This is a genomic window from Consotaella salsifontis (genome assembly GCF_900167365.1).
Lineage (GTDB): Bacteria > Pseudomonadota > Alphaproteobacteria > Rhizobiales > Rhizobiaceae > Consotaella > Consotaella salsifontis.
The window spans coordinates 233714-250343 of the sequence record NZ_FUXL01000007.1; the positions used below are offsets into that span (position 1 = coordinate 233714).

21 protein-coding genes are annotated in these 16630 nt (G+C 63.8%); 10 read left to right on the plus strand and 11 right to left on the minus strand.

The features are described 5' to 3' along the window. Positions 1-105: 105 nt before the first annotated feature. Complete coding sequence (locus B5D38_RS12240; RefSeq protein ID WP_078708743.1) at positions 106-558, plus strand: GNAT family N-acetyltransferase; 453 nt, start codon at positions 106-108, stop codon at positions 556-558. A 218-nt stretch (positions 559-776) separates the two neighbouring features. Continuing rightward, positions 777-1493 (plus strand): class I SAM-dependent methyltransferase, encoded by a 717-nt coding sequence (locus B5D38_RS12245; protein ID WP_078708702.1) that lies wholly within the window; start codon positions 777-779, stop codon positions 1491-1493. 283 nt (positions 1494-1776) lie between these two features. Here B5D38_RS12245 and B5D38_RS12250 read toward each other — a convergent pair whose 3' ends face one another. After that, on the minus strand, positions 1777-2538 hold the full coding sequence (locus B5D38_RS12250; protein WP_116002685.1) for an SDR family NAD(P)-dependent oxidoreductase: 762 nt from the start codon (positions 2536-2538) through the stop codon (positions 1777-1779). A 90-nt stretch (positions 2539-2628) separates the two neighbouring features. Between B5D38_RS12250 and B5D38_RS12255 the strand changes: the two genes are divergently transcribed. Continuing rightward, the gene (locus B5D38_RS12255; RefSeq protein ID WP_078708704.1) at positions 2629-3528 is read left to right on the plus strand and encodes a LysR family transcriptional regulator; all 900 of its coding nucleotides are present in this window, start codon (positions 2629-2631) and stop codon (positions 3526-3528) included. A 71-nt stretch (positions 3529-3599) separates the two neighbouring features. Here B5D38_RS12255 and B5D38_RS12260 read toward each other — a convergent pair whose 3' ends face one another. From B5D38_RS12260 to B5D38_RS12285, 6 genes are all read right to left on the minus strand, one after another. Further along, a complete protein-coding gene (locus B5D38_RS12260) occupies positions 3600-3896 on the minus strand; it encodes a DUF1330 domain-containing protein (RefSeq protein WP_078708705.1) in 297 nt (98 codons plus the stop codon). 49 nt (positions 3897-3945) lie between these two features. Further along, positions 3946-4827: a 3-hydroxybutyryl-CoA dehydrogenase gene (locus B5D38_RS12265; RefSeq protein ID WP_078708706.1), complete on the minus strand. Its 882-nt coding sequence runs from the start codon at positions 4825-4827 to the stop codon at positions 3946-3948. Between the two features lie 69 nt (positions 4828-4896). Next, entirely contained in the window at positions 4897-5826 is a 930-nt protein-coding gene (locus tag B5D38_RS12270) for an electron transfer flavoprotein subunit alpha/FixB family protein (protein ID WP_078708707.1), read from the minus strand. Between the two features lie 20 nt (positions 5827-5846). Beyond that, on the minus strand, positions 5847-6596 hold the full coding sequence (locus tag B5D38_RS12275; protein ID WP_078708708.1) for an electron transfer flavoprotein subunit beta/FixA family protein: 750 nt from the start codon (positions 6594-6596) through the stop codon (positions 5847-5849). A gap of 99 nt (positions 6597-6695) precedes the next feature. After that, the gene (locus B5D38_RS12280; RefSeq protein WP_078708709.1) at positions 6696-7268 is read right to left on the minus strand and encodes a cob(I)yrinic acid a,c-diamide adenosyltransferase; all 573 of its coding nucleotides are present in this window, start codon (positions 7266-7268) and stop codon (positions 6696-6698) included. A gap of 32 nt (positions 7269-7300) precedes the next feature. Next, the gene (locus B5D38_RS12285; protein WP_078708710.1) at positions 7301-7489 is read right to left on the minus strand and encodes a twin transmembrane helix small protein; all 189 of its coding nucleotides are present in this window, start codon (positions 7487-7489) and stop codon (positions 7301-7303) included. 137 nt (positions 7490-7626) lie between these two features. Between B5D38_RS12285 and B5D38_RS12290 the strand changes: the two genes are divergently transcribed. Further along, a complete protein-coding gene (locus tag B5D38_RS12290) occupies positions 7627-8580 on the plus strand; it encodes an AEC family transporter (protein WP_078708711.1) in 954 nt (317 codons plus the stop codon). Here the strand turns inward: B5D38_RS12290 and gluQRS are convergent. Beyond that, entirely contained in the window at positions 8577-9458 is an 882-nt protein-coding gene (gluQRS, locus tag B5D38_RS12295) for a tRNA glutamyl-Q(34) synthetase GluQRS (RefSeq protein ID WP_078708712.1), read from the minus strand. The genes B5D38_RS12290 and gluQRS overlap by 4 nt on opposite strands. Before the next feature lie 70 nt (positions 9459-9528). Between gluQRS and B5D38_RS12300 the strand changes: the two genes are divergently transcribed. Beyond that, on the plus strand, positions 9529-10233 hold the full coding sequence (locus tag B5D38_RS12300; RefSeq protein ID WP_245319142.1) for a DNA-3-methyladenine glycosylase family protein: 705 nt from the start codon (positions 9529-9531) through the stop codon (positions 10231-10233). A 237-nt stretch (positions 10234-10470) separates the two neighbouring features. After that, positions 10471-11028, plus strand: a complete 558-nt coding sequence (locus tag B5D38_RS12305) for an HNH endonuclease (protein ID WP_078708714.1) — start codon at positions 10471-10473, stop codon at positions 11026-11028. 15 nt (positions 11029-11043) lie between these two features. Here the strand turns inward: B5D38_RS12305 and B5D38_RS12310 are convergent, their stop codons facing one another. The 3 genes from B5D38_RS12310 to B5D38_RS12320 all read right to left on the minus strand — a co-directional run bounded on the left by B5D38_RS12310 (position 11044) and on the right by B5D38_RS12320 (position 13181). Next, on the minus strand, positions 11044-11565 hold the full coding sequence (locus B5D38_RS12310; RefSeq protein ID WP_078708715.1) for a disulfide bond formation protein B: 522 nt from the start codon (positions 11563-11565) through the stop codon (positions 11044-11046). Between the two features lie 19 nt (positions 11566-11584). Next, entirely contained in the window at positions 11585-12166 is a 582-nt protein-coding gene (locus B5D38_RS12315) for a YqaA family protein (protein ID WP_078708716.1), read from the minus strand. A gap of 142 nt (positions 12167-12308) precedes the next feature. Continuing rightward, a complete protein-coding gene (locus tag B5D38_RS12320) occupies positions 12309-13181 on the minus strand; it encodes an IclR family transcriptional regulator (RefSeq protein ID WP_078708744.1) in 873 nt (290 codons plus the stop codon). 269 nt (positions 13182-13450) lie between these two features. Here B5D38_RS12320 and B5D38_RS12325 point away from each other — a divergent pair, with 269 nt between their 5' ends. From B5D38_RS12325 to B5D38_RS12340, 4 genes are all read left to right on the plus strand, one after another. Continuing rightward, complete coding sequence (locus tag B5D38_RS12325; RefSeq protein ID WP_078708717.1) at positions 13451-14074, plus strand: 2-dehydro-3-deoxy-6-phosphogalactonate aldolase; 624 nt, start codon at positions 13451-13453, stop codon at positions 14072-14074. Between the two features lie 33 nt (positions 14075-14107). Then, positions 14108-15256: a galactonate dehydratase gene (dgoD, locus tag B5D38_RS12330; RefSeq protein WP_078708718.1), complete on the plus strand. Its 1149-nt coding sequence runs from the start codon at positions 14108-14110 to the stop codon at positions 15254-15256. Between the two features lie 450 nt (positions 15257-15706). Next, on the plus strand, positions 15707-16282 hold the full coding sequence (locus tag B5D38_RS12335; protein ID WP_078708719.1) for a DoxX family protein: 576 nt from the start codon (positions 15707-15709) through the stop codon (positions 16280-16282). 91 nt (positions 16283-16373) lie between these two features. Further along, positions 16374-16630: helix-turn-helix domain-containing protein (locus B5D38_RS12340; protein WP_131829912.1), on the plus strand; the 257-nt coding region annotated here is incomplete at its 3' end.

Below are 16630 nucleotides of genomic sequence, written 5' to 3' on the forward strand. Positions count from 1 at the left end.
GGAGATTGATGCACAGAGGCGATGATTTTCACCGCGTGTAGCGGCATCACCTGGCACTTGGAAAAGTTGCCGGACCTCTTTGCATATCCATTCTGCGGAGTTCTCATGAAGAACCATGATTTTCTGATCCGGCCCTACGATGGGCGGACAGACACCCGACAATTGTCACGCATCTGGCTCGACGCCTCGCTCCTCGCCCATTCCTTCATCGGCGAACAACGCCTGAAGGAGCAACGGGCTCTGATCGAGGATCAATATCTGCCCAACGCCGAGACATGGGTGGCGAGCATCGGCGAAAAGCCCGCCGGGTTCATCAGCCTCATCGGCACGTTCATCGGGGGGCTCTTCGTCTCTCCACGTTGGCAAAGGTTCGGGATCGGGCGCAGACTCATCGCCCATGCGCTGAACCTGAAAGGCGAGCTCTCGCTCGAGGTCTATACGCAGAACCAGCAAGCGATGCGCTTCTATACTGGGATGGGCTTTCAGGAGCTTTCGCGCCGCGAGGTCGATGATGAAGGCTCCCCCTTCGAGAACGCCCGCCTGCGCCTGATCGGCTGACGGCCTGCCGGGAGGCGGCGGGGGAGCGCCCCGCCGCCTCCCGTGGGTCGCCCGTCAAAGTGAACGGGCCGGGAGCGTGCTGATCAACCAGAGTATTGAACATCAAGGTTGAAATGGTATAACATTCATTGCGGAAACACCCGCGTCGCGCTCTTTAAAAGGCCGCGCGGGTTTTCCGGAAGGCCCGCGCGGACCATCAATTCTCTGGATGCACGACCATGAATGACCAGCACCCCTCATCATCGCGGGCAACCGTTCTGTTCAACCAGGAGATGGCCGAGAGCTACGACGAGAAGAACAGGAAGCTCGCCGCCATTTCCGACAACATGCACTTTCTGTTCCGCCTCGTTCTAGAGGATCTGCCGCGCGACGCGCGCATCCTCTGCGTCGGGGCAGGAACGGGCGCCGAAATTCTCGCGCTCGCGAAAACCTTCCCCGAATGGTCCTTCGTCGGCGTCGACCCGTCCGAGCAGATGCTTCGTGTCTGCCGTGACAGACTGGAAAAAGCCGGCGTCCTCGATCGATGCGACCTGATAACGGGCTATGTCGAGGATGCGCCCGGCGGTGCGGAATTCGACGCCGTCTTGAGCGTTTTGGTGGCGCATTTCATCAGCCGCTCGGACAGGCCGGGCTTTTATCGGAATGTCCATAACAGGCTAAAGCCCGGCGGCTTCTTCATCAGCACGGAAATCAGCTTCGACCTCGACTCGGCGGAGTTTCCGTCAATGCTGAAGAACTGGGAACGCGTTCAAGAGTTGATGGGCGCCACTCCCGACTCTCTCAAGAACCTTCCCGAGGCCTTGCGCGAAAAACTCAGCATCCTGTCACCAGCAGAGACCGAGACGGCACTGCGCCAAAACGGCTTCGACCTGCCCGTCCCGTTCTTCCAGTCCTTCATGATCCACGGCTGGTATGCGGTGAAACAGGGCGCCTAACGCAGCCGCTGCGTCATCCCCGGCCTGCGGTCGAGGACGGCGTCGAAAGCGGAGAGCTTGCGATCAATACGCCAGCCACCTTCCGACGCCGCCAATCCTCCCGCCGGCCGAGGACCAATCACCAGCGTTCGCGAGAGGCAGAGCGCCCATTGCGGTAAAGCCTTACTCCTCCTGCGACATCGGGTGCGCATGGTGCCCCGAGAGGTAATGCGGCGCGATGCTTACGACGGTGAGCTATTGGCAGTTGAGCCGCGTTGTGCACGCCTCAACACAATGGAACCGATCAGATGTGAACTCCGCCGGCGACCTCGATGCGCTGGCCATTGACCCAACCGAAATCGTCAGAGAGAAGGCCGGCGATTACTGGACCAACGTCTTCTGGTCCGCCAACGCGCCCCAGCGCGGTATACGACGCCAGTGTTTTTGCCACGTCGGGGTTGTCGCGTACGACCCCACCGCTGAAGTCGGTGGCTATAGCGCCAGGGGCGACCACGTTCACAGCGATGCGACGCTCCCCAAGTTCCAAAGCCATATACCGGGTCAGCGCCTCAACGGCAGCCTTCATCGGCCCATAGATCGCACGCCCCGGCATTGAGAATCTCGCAAGCCCGGATGATATATTCACGATGCGCCCGCCGTCGTTCATCAGCGGCAGCAGCTTCTGGGTCAGCAGAAAAGGACCCTTGAAGTGGACTGCGAACTGCGCATCCAATTCAGCTTCGGTCCCACTTTGCAGCGTCGCTGTCGATGAGGTTCCCGCGTTGTTGACGAGATAATCAAAGTGGCTGGCACCCAATGAGGCCAGTGCATTGCGAACCTGCGTGACGAACCCGTCAAATGTATCCGCCCGGGCAACATCCAATTGCAATGCCCCTGCCGCCGCGCCGGCTTCCCGAACGGCTATAACAACTTTTTCAGCCTCTTCTTGCCGCCGGTTGTAGGTGATGATCGACGAGACCCCTTGTTGGGCCAGACGCATCGCTGTGTCGCGCCCCATCCCCCTGCTACCCCCGGTGATGATGGCAATGCGTTGTTTATCGTTCATGGTTGATCTCCTTTCACCGAGAGACATAACCGCTTCATATCAACCAGAAAATACAGTAATCAACTCACATGCTGTACGGATTTTTGAACAATGCCTACTGACTTCGCGGCCGCGCGTGCCTTCGTCGCAGTCGCGACAGCAGGCGGTTTCCGCGACGCTTCGGCCGTAACCGGCATCAGTGCATCCAGCCTCAGCGGCGCGGTGAAGCGGCTTGAAAGCCAACTCGGCGTCCGACTGCTCCATCGTACGACCCGCAGCGTGGTCACGACCGAAGCAGGAGCGCATTTGCTGGAGCATCTGCAATCGGCCATGGCAGACGTGGAGGCCGCTCTGGAGCGTGCCAATAGGTACCGTCATGAACCCGCAGGAAAAATCCGCCTCAACGTGCCAGTTAACGTGGCCCGCCTAGTGCTGCCCAGAATTCTGCCCGGCTTCGTGGCTGCCTATCCCAACATTCGGGTAGAAGTGGTGGCGCAGCACGACTTTGTGGACATACTTGCCGAGGGGTGCGATGCCGGCATCCGCTACGACGAACGGCTGACCAAAAACATGATCGCCATTCCGATCGGGCCCGCCAGACAGCGGTTTGCCACTGCCGCGTCGCCTGCTTACTTGGCGCGATACGGGCGTCCCGAGCAACCTGAGGATCTACTCGATCACGCCTGTCTCCACGGCCGGCTGAGCGGCGGCGCGCCTGCGGCGTGGGAATTCGAACGTGCGGGCGCGGTGGTGAGGATTGAGCCGACAGGTCCGATATCAGTGGACATAAATGCCATCGACCTCGCCGTTTCGACCGCCATCGATGGATGCGGCATTATACATCTTTTCGAGGATTGGCTTAGACCGGCGTTCGATAGCGGCTCGTTGGAGCCTGTACTGGAGCCGTTCTGGCAGAGCTTTTCAGGGCCGTTTCTCTACTATCACGGGCGGGAGTACGTGCCCGCCCCCCTGACAGCATTTATCGCCTACGTCCAAGAAAACCGTTGGTAGGCCGTGAAACACGGACGATCAGACCGCCGCTCGCTTCTCAAGCGAGGCAAGCCCCCCCTCCACCGCCAAGCTCAGCCCTCGGCTCCCTCGACGATGCGGATGTCGCGCACGGCGCCTTCGCCAAGGAGGGAGAGGGCGTGCTGGTAGGCCTCGCTGTCGTGGGCGGCACGGGCCGCATCGACGCTGTCGAATTCGATGACGACGGTGCGTTCGTTAAGGCCGGCCTCATAGACCTGCGCGGGCGTTCCGCGCACGAGAACGCGCCCGCCCGCGGCGGCGATGGCCGGTCCGCTGACCTTGGCATAGGCGGCCAGAGCGTCCGGGTCGGCGATCGAGCGATAGGTCGCAATCCAATAGGCCTTGGCCATCTCTGTCTCCCTTTCCGTTCGAAAGCGCGCCTTGAGTTAAGGCCGCGCGCTACCGCGTCGGTCTCGGTGCTTCTCCGCGATAGTCGTAAAAGCCGCGGCCGGTCTTGAGGCCGAGCCAGCCGGCCTCGACATACTTCACCAGAAGCGGGCACGGCCGGTATTTGGCGTCGGCGAGGCCGTCGTGCAGCGCCTGTATGATGGAAAGGCAGGTATCGAGGCCGATGAAGTCGGCGAGCTGGAGCGGACCCATCGGATGGTTGGCGCCGAGGCGCAGCGCCGCGTCGATGTTCTCCACCGTCCCGACGCCCTCATAGAGGGTGTAGATCGCCTCGTTGATCATCGCCACCAGGACGCGGTGAACGATGAAGGCCGGGAAATCCTCCGAGGTGACGATGGACTTGCCCATCGCCTCGACGAAAGCCTTCGACTCGGCGAAGGTGCGCTCTTCCGTCGCGATGCCGCGCACCAGCTCGGCGAGACGCATCACCGGCGCGGGGTTCATGAAGTGGATGCCGATGAAGCGTTCGGGACGGTCCGTCACGGCGGCGAGGCGTGTGATGGAGATGGATGAGGTGTTGGTCGCGATGATCGCGTCCTTCTTGAGCACCGAGGAGAGCTGCTGGAGGATCTTGCGCTTGACCGTCTCCTCCTCGATGGCCGCCTCGATGACGAGGTCGCAATCGGCGAGATCGCGCAGCGTCTCCACCGCGCGAATCCGCTGAAGGGTGGCGGCCTTTGCCTCCTCGCTCAGCTTGTCTGCCGCCACCTGGCGCTCGAGGTTCGCCTCGATGCGCGCGATGCACTCCTTGACCCGCAGCGGCTCAAGGTCCTGGAGAAGAACATCGAAACCGGCGGCCGCCGTGGCATGGGCTACACCGCCGCCCATCTGCCCGGCGCCGATGATGCCGACCGTCTTGATCCCGTGGTCCATTCTCAAGGCACCTTCCGCTTGCCGATATTGCCGGAAATTATCGCCGCCCCGCCGGGCCGTCAAAGCCCGTCAGAGCTTGTCCTTGAGCTCGGGCAGAATGGTGAAGATATCGCCGACCAGACCATAGTCCGCGAGCTGGAAGATCGGCGCTTCCTCGTCCTTGTTGATGGCGACGATGACCCGCGAATCGCTGATGCCGGCGACATGCTGGATGGCGCCTGAGATGCCGGCGGCGATGTAGAGGTCCGGCGCCACCATCTTGCCGGTCTGGCCGACCTGCCAATCGTTCGGCGCGTAGCCGGCATCGACGGCCGCGCGGCTGGCGCCGACGGCGGCGCCGAGCTTGTCGGCCAGGGGCAGGATCAACTCCTCGAACTTCTCCTTCGAGCCGAGCGCCCGTCCGCCCGAGACGACGATCCGCGCGGAGGTGAGCTCGGGGCGCTCCGCCGCGTCGAGCTCCTCCTTGATGAAGCGCGAAAGGACCGGATCGCCGGCCGCCGCGACGGCCTCGACCGGGGCGGAAGCGGCGCCCTCGCCAACCGGCTTGAAGGCCGAGCCGCGCACGGTGACGACGAGCTTCGGATCGCTCGACGTCACCGTCTCGATGGCGTTGCCGGCATAGGTCGGCCGCTGGAAGGTGGTGCCGTCGATGGCGATGACGTCCGAGATCTGCATGACATCGAGAAGCGCCGCGACCCGAGGCATCACCGACTTTCCGTTGGCGGTGGACGGTGCCAGCAGCGCATCGTAGTTGGGAGCCAAGGAAACGAGCAGCGCGGAGAGCGGCTCGGCGAGCTGATGGGCGTAGGCCGCATCGTCGGCGACGAGCACCTTCGCGACACCATCGAGCCGGCTCGCCGCCTCGGCGATGGACGCAACGCCGGCGCCTGCGACGAGGACATGAACGGGCGCGCCGAGCTTGGCTGCCGCCGCCAGCGTGCGCGCGGTCTGTTCGGAAAGGAGCTTGCCGTCGTGCTCGGCGAGAAGAAGTGTTGTCATGGCTTGGTTCTCCTTCGCCTTTAGAGGACGCCGGCTTCGGTCTTCAGCTTTTCGATCAGCTCGTCCACCGAGGCGAGCTTGACGCCCCCGCCGCGCTTCTTGGGAGCTTCGGTCTTCAGCACCGTCAGGCGCGGCGCAATGTCGACGCCGCAATCCTCCGGCGTCTTTTCCGCGATCGGCTTCTTCTTCGCTTTCATGATGTTGGGCAGCGAGGCATAGCGCGGCTCGTTGAGGCGAAGATCGGCGGTGACGATGGCCGGCAGCTTGAGTTCGACGGTCTGGAGACCGCCGTCCACCTCGCGCGTCACGGTCAGCATGCCCTCGCCCGTCTCCACCTTCGAGGCGAAGACGCCTTGGCTCCAGCCAAGCAGAGCGGCGAGCATCTGACCTGTCTGGTTGCTGTCGTCGTCGATCGCCTGCTTGCCCAGGATCACGAGATCGGGCGCCTCTTCGGCGACCACGGTCTTCAGGAGCTTGGCGACGGCGAGCGGCTCGACCTTGGCGTCGGTCTTCACCAGAATGGCGCGGTCGGCGCCCATGGCGAGAGCCGTGCGCAGCGTCTCGGTGGCCTTCTGCGGACCGACGGAGACGGCGACGATCTCGCTCGCCTTGCCGGCCTCCTTCAACCGAACCGCTTCCTCGACGGCGATCTCGTCGAAGGGGTTCATGCTCATCTTGACGTTGTCGAGCTCGACGCCGGTGCCATCCTGTTTGACGCGGACGGCGACGTTGTAATCGACGACGCGCTTCACGGCGACGAGGACCTTCATGACGCACTTCTCCTGCTAACCCACATGCCGCGAATAGGCGACTTCGCCGCCCCCGTCAAAGGTTCGGCCGATTTCCGCGCCCGTGGCGTCAAGGCGCCCCTACCGCGTCGCGCCCGGCTTCCAGAGCACGTCGGCGCGGCCCTCGTCATTGGCGATGCGCGCGGCCACGAACAGAAGATCGGAAAGCCGGTTGATGTATTTGAGCGCTGTCGGCGTCACCGTGCCCTCTTCCTTCATCGCCAGGAAAACCATCGAGCGCTCGGCGCGCCGCGCCACGGTCCGCGCGAGATGAAGGTGGCTGGCGGCGGCGCTTCCCGCCGGCAGGATGAAGGAGCGCAGCGGCTCCAGCCTGCCGTTGAGGTCGTCGATTTCCCGTTCCAGGCGCTCCACCTGCCCCTCGGTGATCGCCAGACGCTCCATGCCCTCGATCGTCTCGTTCGCCGGCACGGCGAGATCGGCACCGAGATCGAAGAGATCGTTCTGGATGCGGGCGAGGATAGCATCGAGCGCGGCATCCGCGCTGAGCCGGCACAGCCCGAGCGTCGCGTTCGTCTCGTCAACGTCGCCGATCGCGGCAAAGCGCGCGTCGCTTTTCGAGCGGCGCTCGCCCGTGGCAAGGCCGGTCGTTCCGGCATCGCCCGTGCGGGTGTAGATCCGATTGAGCTTGACCAATGTGCTCTCTCCTTGTCAGCGCGCCATCCTTGTTAGCGCGCCATGAGCAGAACGACGACGATGAGCAGCAGGGCAAGCGCCTGCAGCATCACCCGCGCTCGCATCAGCTTCTGCGAGGTGTTGCCGGGGCCGCCGCGCATCATGTTGCCAAGGCCGAGAAACAGGACGAGCAGCACCGCGGCAAGCGCGATCACGGCAAGAAAAGTCAGGAAGGCCGACATCGGGCTCCGTCGTCTGGAAGTGGAATCGCAAGTGATATAGGGCGATTCTCTCTTCCGGCCTATCACCCATTCCGTGTCGCCATTGCGCGCCGCCCTGCACGGCATTATCGCCATGGGGCTCCAACTCGCCGGTCGTCATGCAAACCATCTTCAATGTCATCGTTCCGATCTTCGGCCTCATCGCCATCGGCTATGCCGTCGCGCGCCTGAAAATCCTGAGCCATGAGAAGGGCGACGCGCTGACGAGCTTCGTCTTCATGATCGGCGTGCCCTCGCTGCTCTTCCACACACTGGCAGGGTCGGAGATGAAGGCCGCCAACCCTTTGCTCCTGTGGGCGGTCTATTTCGGTTGCGTCGCCATCAACTGGACAATCGCCAGCATCCTCGTTAGGAAGATCGCCGGCGCCGACCGGCGCAAGAGCGTCATCGCGGGTGTGGCGGCCAGCGCCAAGAACGGCGTCTTCGTCGGCATTCCGGCTGTCGAGCTCGCCTATGGTCAGCCAGGCCTTCAGGTTCTGCTACTCATCATCGCGGTGCATCTGCCGGTGATCATGATGACCTCTACCATCCTCACCGAATGGGCGGCGGTGGTCGACGCGCGCGAGCCGGGGCGCAATCCGGTCCCAATGTCCAGCGGCGGCGCGCTGAGGCGCGTGGCAAAGAACCTCGGCACAAACCCGCTCGTCATCGGCCTCGCCCTCGGCGCCGTATGGTTCACCTTCGGCCTGCCGCTCGGCCCGCTCGACGAGATTACCGCCTCGCTCGGGCGCACGGCCAGCCCGCTGGCGCTTTTCGCCCTCGGCATGTCGCTGGACCGCTATTCGGTGAGAGGTGACATCGCCTCCACCTTGATCGCCTCGACGCTTTCCATCGTCCTCCTGCCGGTCCTGGTCTATTTCGTCGGCTCGCAGGTGCTGTCGCCGCTGTGGCTGAAAGTGGCGGTGCTGATGGCCGCGTGCCCCGCCGGCATCAACTGCTATGTGCTCGCCGGCTATTTCGGCTCAGGCCAACGGATGGCGGCCGCCACCATCCTCATCACCACCTTAGCCTCGGTCTTCGGCCTCAGCTTCTGGCTCACGGCCCTGGGCTAGAACCCGACCATCCGCCTGATATCCGCAGCGGTCAGACCCGCCTCTCGCAGCGCCTTCAGCGAAACATCGCCAGCGCTCTTGGAGAGCTTGCGGCCATCATCGCCGAGGATCAGGTCATGATGGTGATAGACCGGGGCGGGAAGGCCGAGCAGCGCCTGGATCACCCGGTGGACGGAAGTCGAATGGAAGAGGTCCCTCCCCCGCACCACATGCGTCACGCCCTGAAGAGCGTCATCGACCACGACCGCGAGATGGTAGGAGGTCGGAATTTCCTTGCGCGCCAGGATCACATCGCCCCAGCGCGAAGGTTCCGCCGCGACGCGTCCTGTCTCGCCCTCCGGCCCCGCGCCTGTCTCCAGCCAGTCGAGGCGCCCCAGCCGCGCCAGCGCCGAGGCCATATCCAGGCGCCAGGCGAAAGCTTCGCCCTCGGCGATCCGCTCCGCCCTTTCCACCTCGCCCAGTCCCCGCTCCTCGCCGGGGTAGAGAAGCGCGCCGTCAGGATCGCGCGGCCAGGAGCGGCCCTCCCTCTCGGCATAGTGCTCGGCAAAAGCGCGCACCGCGCCACGGCTCATGAAGGCGGGATAGACGAGCCCTTCGGCGATCAGGGCATCCAGCGCCGCCGCATAGTCGGCAAAGTGAATGGACTGGCGCCGGGGCGGTTCGTCCCACTCGACGCCGAGCCAATGGAGGTCCGCTTCGATCCGCCTCTCGTTCTCAAGGCTGCAGCGCGCGCGATCGATATCCTCCATGCGAAGCAGAAAGCGCCCGCCGGCCTCGCGCGCCATATGGTGATTGAGAAGCGCCGAATAGGCATGGCCGAGGTGGAGCTCGCCATTGGGGCTCGGCGCGAAGCGAAAAACGGGTTGCGCGTCATCCATCGCTGCGGCCTCTCCTTTCTCGCACTATATCGCCGGGCTGGGCATGACGGCATGGCAGGAGAGACGAGGCTTGACCAGAGGTTTTGGACAGCCGGCGGCAGCGAACGTCGATGCGTCGCTTCCGGCGCGGATCGAAAGCGAGGCGGACATCGCCGCCGCTCTCGTAGCGCTCCAGCATCTCGACCCGCGCCTTCGCCCGGTCGTCGCGGCGGCGGGAGAAGTGCCGCTGCGCCGGAACCCGCCCGGTCTCAAGGGGCTCGTCTTCACCATGATCGGGCAGCAGGTGTCGCGGGCCAGCGCCATGGCGATCTTCGAACGTCTCGACGCCAGCCTGGACGTCACGGACCATCACGCGATCCTCGCCGCCCCCGACACCGTTTTCCGCGCCGCCGGTCTTTCACGCGCCAAGCACAAGACGATCCTTGCCGTCGCCGCCTCCATCCTGTCCGGCGAGCTCGACCTTTCTCGCGTCGCCTCGTCCTCTTCCGAAGAGGCCGTCGCCGAGCTGGTCCGTGTGCCGGGGATCGGCCCATGGACGGCCGAATCCTATCTGCTCTTCTGTCTCGGTCATCCGGATGTCTTTCCCGCCGGGGATCTGGCGCTTCAGGTGGCCGTGGCGGCCGCGTTCGATCTCGGCGAGCGCCCGAGCGCACGGGCATTGAAGGAAATCGCCCTCGGCTGGGCGCCGCATCGCGCCACGGCCGCGCGGCTCTTTTGGGCCTATTATCGGACCCTTACGCGCCGCGAGGCCGCCCCTGTCGGGATCGGCTCCTGACGATGTGATGCAAAGTGTCGCGCGGAAGAATATTCTTCCCGCGCCAAATCCTTGTTGTCCCTTCACAAAGGCGACATGAAGGGGCACGATAAAGCAACGCGCGAAGCATCATTCCTGAGTACGATGACGTTGGTTCTGTCCGAGCAAAGGATCTTTCAAAGGCTGATCGACCTCCTTTGCCCAATGCTCGAGTCCGCGCAGCTCGAATGAAGTCGTTTTTGTGAAGGAGACCCTTCCTTGACGATCGCCGTCAACCCCGGGCTCTCGCCCGCATTGGTGCTGAATGCCGATTACCGGCCTCTGAGCTATTATCCCTTATCGCTCTGGGGGTGGCAGGACGCGGTGAGAGCCGTGTTTCTCGACCGGGTGACGATCCTGGCGGAATACGACAAGACGATCCGAAGTCCGAACTACTCGATGAAACTGCCCTCGGTCGTCTGCCTCAAATCCTACGTCAAACCCGCCCGATACCCCGCCTTCACCCGGTTCAACGTCTTCCTGCGTGACCGCTTCGAGTGCCAGTACTGCGGCTCGAGACACGAACTGACGTTCGACCATGTCATCCCCCGCTCCAAGGGCGGCCTCTCCACCTGGGATAACGTCGTCGCCGCCTGCTCCCCCTGCAATCTCAAGAAGGGCAACCTGCTTCCCCAGGCCGCCGGCATGATCCCGAGGCAAAAGCCCTTCCAGCCGACCGTTCACGACCTTCACAACAACGGCCGCCTCTTCCCGCCGAATCACCTGCACGAAAGCTGGCTCGACTATCTCTACTGGGACACCGAGCTCGACCCCTAAAGGAACAGCGCTCGATCACACCCGATCGGGACGGCCGAAGGCGCCGCGAAACGCGACCAGGGCGAAGAAGGCCGAGGCAAGAACATTCCATCCGGCGAAGGACAGGCCGAGGAAGCGCCAGGACGCCTGATCGCAGGCCACCGGCTTCACCGCATCCATGGTGGCCAGGAGATCCCCCGACATATCGGTCTCCGCCCCGGTGGTACAGGCCGTCGGGCCGGCCCAGAAATGCCACTCCACCCCGGCGTGATAGACCGCCGTGCCAAGCCCAAAAAGCATCAACAGCCCGATCAACGTTAGCAGCGCGCGCGGCAGGACGGCCGGCATGCGGCCCATCGCCGTCACCAGCGCGATCAACGCCAGCGGCACGGAGATGTAGTAGGGCCAGCGCTGGAGAAGGCAGAGCTCGCAGGGAAGATACCCCCCGACATGCTCGAAGAGCTGCGCCGCCGTGATCGTCGCCGCCGAGCCGAGAAGAAGGATCGCGGCCGCGCCTGTCTGGCGAATGCCGAGTGGACGGGAGAGGATGGAAGCCATCGCGTTTTCCTGGGATACCTCAGAACATATACCGGACGGCGACGAAGCCGCCGATGAGAAGCACCATGAAAAGGGTGAAGAGAAGGCCGAGATTCTTCTCGATGAAGGTCTGGATCGGTGCGCCGAAACGGGAGAGCAACCAGGCGACCAGGAAGAAGCGAATGCCGCGGCCGATAATGGAAACGGCGGTGAACGTCAGAAGATCGAGCTTCACCACGCCCGAGAAGATGGTCATCACCTTGTAGGGGAAAGGCGTCAGCGCGGCGAAGAGCACGGCCCAGCCGCCCCACTCGTCATACCAACCCTTCAGTTGGTTGAAGGCTTCCGCCTTGCCGTAGAACTCGATCAGCGGCCTGCCCACGACATCGTAGAAGACAGCGCCAATAGCATAGCCGAGATAGGCGCCGAGCACGGAACCAACGGTAGCGACAAGCCCGATCCGAACCCATTTGCGCCTTTCCGAAAGCGCCATCGGAATGATCAGGGCATCCGGCGGGATCGGAAAGAAAGAGCTTTCGATGAAGGCGATCACGCCGAGAGCGGCTTCGGCATAGCGCGTTGCGGCGAGCGACATCACCCAGTCGTAAAGGCGGCGCAGCATTGTTCGAGAAATCCCGGTGGGCGGCCGGCATGCCACCGGTCCAAGATTGGCCCAACCTGTAGCGGGCGCGGTGGCCCGTGACAATCGGCGCATTTGCCGAACACATCGTTCGTGAGAGCCGCAGGGCACGGAAAGCCCCGGTTCAGAGAGTGGCGAGCCGCATGATCTCGGCCTCGGCGGCAATCGCCCTAACCGCCGCATCGAGCCCCGGACGATAGGCGAGCAGAGCGTCGAGGTCGCAATCTCGGCGGGCGGAGGTGATGGACACGGCGCCGAAAAGTTCTCCTGCCACCGAGAGGATCGGCATGGCCAGACAGACGATGCCGGGCTCGTGCTCCTCTTCGTCGAGAGCATAGCCCCGCGCTCGGATGACCGAGAGCTCCGCCCGCAGAGCATCCTCATCGGTGATCGTGGTCGCGGTGAAGCGCGAGAAGGCCTGTTGGGCGATCGCCCGATCGAGCCGCTCGGGCGACAGGGCCGAAAGCAGCGCCTTCCCGATTCCGGTGCAATAGGCGGGCGCAATCTTACCGGCACTCGAATACATCGAGACCACGCGGCGGCCGAGGCGCTTATCGACATAGAGCACCTGACAGGCGTCCAGCACGGCAAGATGCAGGGTTTCGCCCGTGGCAAGGCTCAACCTGTCGAGCGCGTCGCGAGCGGCCTCGACGAGGCTCGTCCGTCTCCAAGCGGCATGGGCAAGGCGCATGATACGCATGCCGATGCGATACTGCCGCGCCTCCTCGTCGTGAATGAGCGCCCCCTCCTCCACCAACACCTTGAGAAGGCGGTGCAGCGTACCCTTCGCATAGCCGGTGAGCGCGAGCAGCTCGGAAAATTTGAGGGGGCGGCCGGCCTCGGCCACCGTGTCCAGCACCGCGAAAACCTTTTGGACCGGCCCCTCCCCCGGTCGACGTGCGCCTTCCTCGTCTTCGCGCACCGAAACAGCGCCGAAAGGGCCTTCCGATGCTGCTTCCGACACGCCTTCTCCATGCGGCGAAAAGAAACGGGTCATGAAATTCCTCTTGACGCCGTCAGCATAGAATGAAAATTTTCCAACTGAAAGAACCAAGTTCCATTAAATGGAACAATTGGCGCAGAGTTCATGGCACCGGACGGCAGTTCCTCCTCCGATCATGATCAGGCGGCGAGCCTTCGCGGTGCCCGCCGCTCGCATGCTGCGTCACAACCTCATGGCGCGCCGTCCGTCCGCTTCTATCGGGTGGACCTGTCGGATATTCGGACAGAGCTTTTGGCGCGCATGGCAAGGAGGCACTGAGGACCATGACCCACCACTCACGTTTCGAGACGCATTTCGCCCGACGCCCGGTGGTGGCCATTCTGCGCGGTATCGGGCCGGACGAAGCGGTGGCGGTCGGCGAGGCGCTTGTGGAAGAGGGCATTACGATCATCGAGGTGCCGCTCAATTCTCCCGAGCCGCTCGTCTCCATCGAGCGGCTCGCAACGAGCCTTGGCGACCAGGCGGTCGTCGGCGCCGGAACGGTGCTGACGACCGATCAGGTTTCCGATGTCGCGCGCGCCGGCGGCGCCATCGTCGTTTCCCCCAACACCAATCCCGCCGTGATCGCCGAGACACGCCGTGCGCGGATGGTGAGCCTGCCGGGCATCTTCACGCCGACCGATGCCTTCGCCGCGCTCGATGCCGGCGCCCACGCGTTGAAGATTTTTCCTGGCGAAGCGGCGACCCCGGAATCGGTCAAGGCGCTGAACGCGGTCCTGCCGAAGGGCACGCGCCTGCTCATCGTCGGCGGTGTCGACGCCGCCAGCCTGCCACGCTGGAAGGAAACGCCGATCGCCGGCTATGGCATCGGCTCGTCCATCTATCGACCGGGCGACGATGCCGCCGCCGTCCGCGCCAAGGCGCGCGCCTTCCTTGCCGCGCTGTGAGGCGGCGATGATGCCCCTTCCGAGGACATTCCCATGAAGATCACCGCACTCAAGACCTTTATCGTCCCGCCGCGCTGGTGCTTTCTGAAGATCGAGACCGACGAGGGCGTCTCGGGTTGGGGAGAGCCGGTTTTGGAGGGGCGCGCGGCAACCGTTGCGGCCGCCGTCGAAGAGCTTTCCGATTATCTCATCGGCAAGGACCCCTTCCTCATCGAGGACCACTGGACGGTGCTCTACCGCTCCGGTTTCTATCGTGGCGGCGGCATCCACATGAGCGCCCTGGCGGGCATCGACCAGGCGCTGTGGGACATCAAGGGCAAGGCCTTCGGCGTGCCGGTTCACCAGCTTCTCGGCGGACGTCTGCGCGAGAAGATCCGCGTCTATTCCTGGATCGGCGGCGACCGGCCGGGCGACACGGCGAACGCTGCAAGGGAAGCGGCCTCGCGCGGCTTTTCGGCCATCAAGATGAATGCGACCGAGGAGCTTCAGATCGTCGACAGCCACGCCAAGGTGGACGAGGTCATCGCCCGGGTCCAGGCGATCCGCGACGCCCTCGGCCCGCATTTCGGCATCGGCGTCGATTTCCACGGCCGCGTCCACCGGCCGATGGCCAAGATCATCGCCAAGGAGCTCGATCCCTTCGACCTCATGTTCATTGAGGAGCCGGTCCTCAGCGAGCATTCCGAGGCGCTGAAGGAGATCGCCAACCACACCGCGACGCCGATCGCGCTCGGCGAACGGCTCTATTCTCGCTGGGACTTCAAGCGCGTCCTCAGCGAGGGCTATGTCGACATCATCCAGCCCGACCCCTCGCACGCCGGAGGCATCACCGAATGCCGCAAGATCGCGGCCATGGCCGAGGCCTACGACGTCGCCGTCGCCTTCCACTGCCCGCTCGGACCCATCGCGCTAGCGGCGAACCTTCAGCTCGACGCCGTCTGCTACAACGCCTTCATCCAGGAGCAGAGCCTCGGCATCCACTACAACCAGACCAACGATCTGCTCGATTATCTCGTCGATCCCAACGTCTTCGACTATGGCGACGGCTTTGTGAAAATGCCCGAGGCGCCCGGTCTCGGCGTCGAGATCAACGAGGACTATGTCACTGAACAGGCCGCCATCGGCCACCGCTGGCGCAACCCCGTCTGGCGCCACGCCGACGGCACCTTCGCCGAGTGGTGAGGGCAAGATAGCCGCTTCGCCGATCGGGCCATTTTGCCGGACCGGCTAACCGCCCTCGCGCGCAGCTGGCATTCGCGAGGGAGGTTGCGGGCCTGCGCCGCAATAGTAAGCCGGCGCATCACGCGCACGGCAGCACGTGACATCTCAGCTCATGATGATCCATTGGCCGATCTGGGCCCTCCCCCAGAGCGGTCCTTCATCCATGACCCGGCGCCCCTCCTTCGCAAGCATCATTGCGCTCCGTGCGCAAGGACTTCCGTCGTGGTGCCAGAGTTGACACAGTGTAAACTTGACGTAGACAGTCAAAATAACGATAAAGAAGCGCCGAGACAGTTTCCGTCATCGACGCGGGACGAAACGGGCAAAGAGGCATGAGCGCGCCTTCCGGAGAGGGCAGCGGCCGGCCATCCGTTTCGTCGCGCCCTTTCCTTATGAGCAAGGACAGCACCCATGTCACATGTCATGGCGACCCCTCGAGACAGGCTCATTCTCCCGTTCATGAGCGGATTCTACGACGGCTTTGCGAAGCCCATCGGCTGGCTCGTGTTCCGCGTCATCATTGGCGGCCTGCTGGTGATCGAAGGTTGGTCGAAGATCATGGACCCTCTGGCGCAAACGGCCTTCGTGGAATCCATCGGCTTTCATCCCGGCTGGTTTTTCTCGCCGCTCCTCGCGGGCATCCAGGTGATCGGAGGCGGACTGATGGTCATTGGGCTGTGGACGCGCCCGGCCGCGCTCGCCAGCACGCTGATGCTGTTGGTCACCATCTGGTACCACATCACCCATCCCTATGGTGACGCCTTCCTGACCCAAGAGGGCATCGAATTCCTGAAGGCCAACACGCAGTACCTGACGGCGCAGGGCCAGCGTCAGCTGCTTACGGATGGCGGAATGGCCTTCCTGCACCTGGTCCAGGACAAAGCCGTGACCAACCAGATCTTCTGGACAGTCGGCGCGGCTCTGATCGCGGCCTTCGGCGCCGGGCGTTTGTCGGTCGACGGCGCCATGATCGGCAAAGAGTTCTAGAGCGGGATGAAGTTCGGCAGAATCGGAAGAGGATTCCATCGGAGGCGCCAATCTGATTCAACATGCTGGCTGGAGACGGAGGCCAGCATGGATGGGTCGACCTTATTCGATGGATCTGCGCGAGCGGGTGGTTGCGGCGGTGCTTGAGGGCGGGCTGTCGCGCCATCAGGCGGCGGAGCGCTTCGGGGTTGCGGTGAGCACGGCGGTCAAATGGCTGCAGCGCCACCATGAGACGGGCAGTGTGGCGCCCGGCCAGATGGGTGGGCACAAGCCGAAGAAGATCGCCGGCGCGCATGCCGAGTGGCTGCGCCGGCGCTGCACGGAGAAGCCCTTCACGCTGCGCGGCCT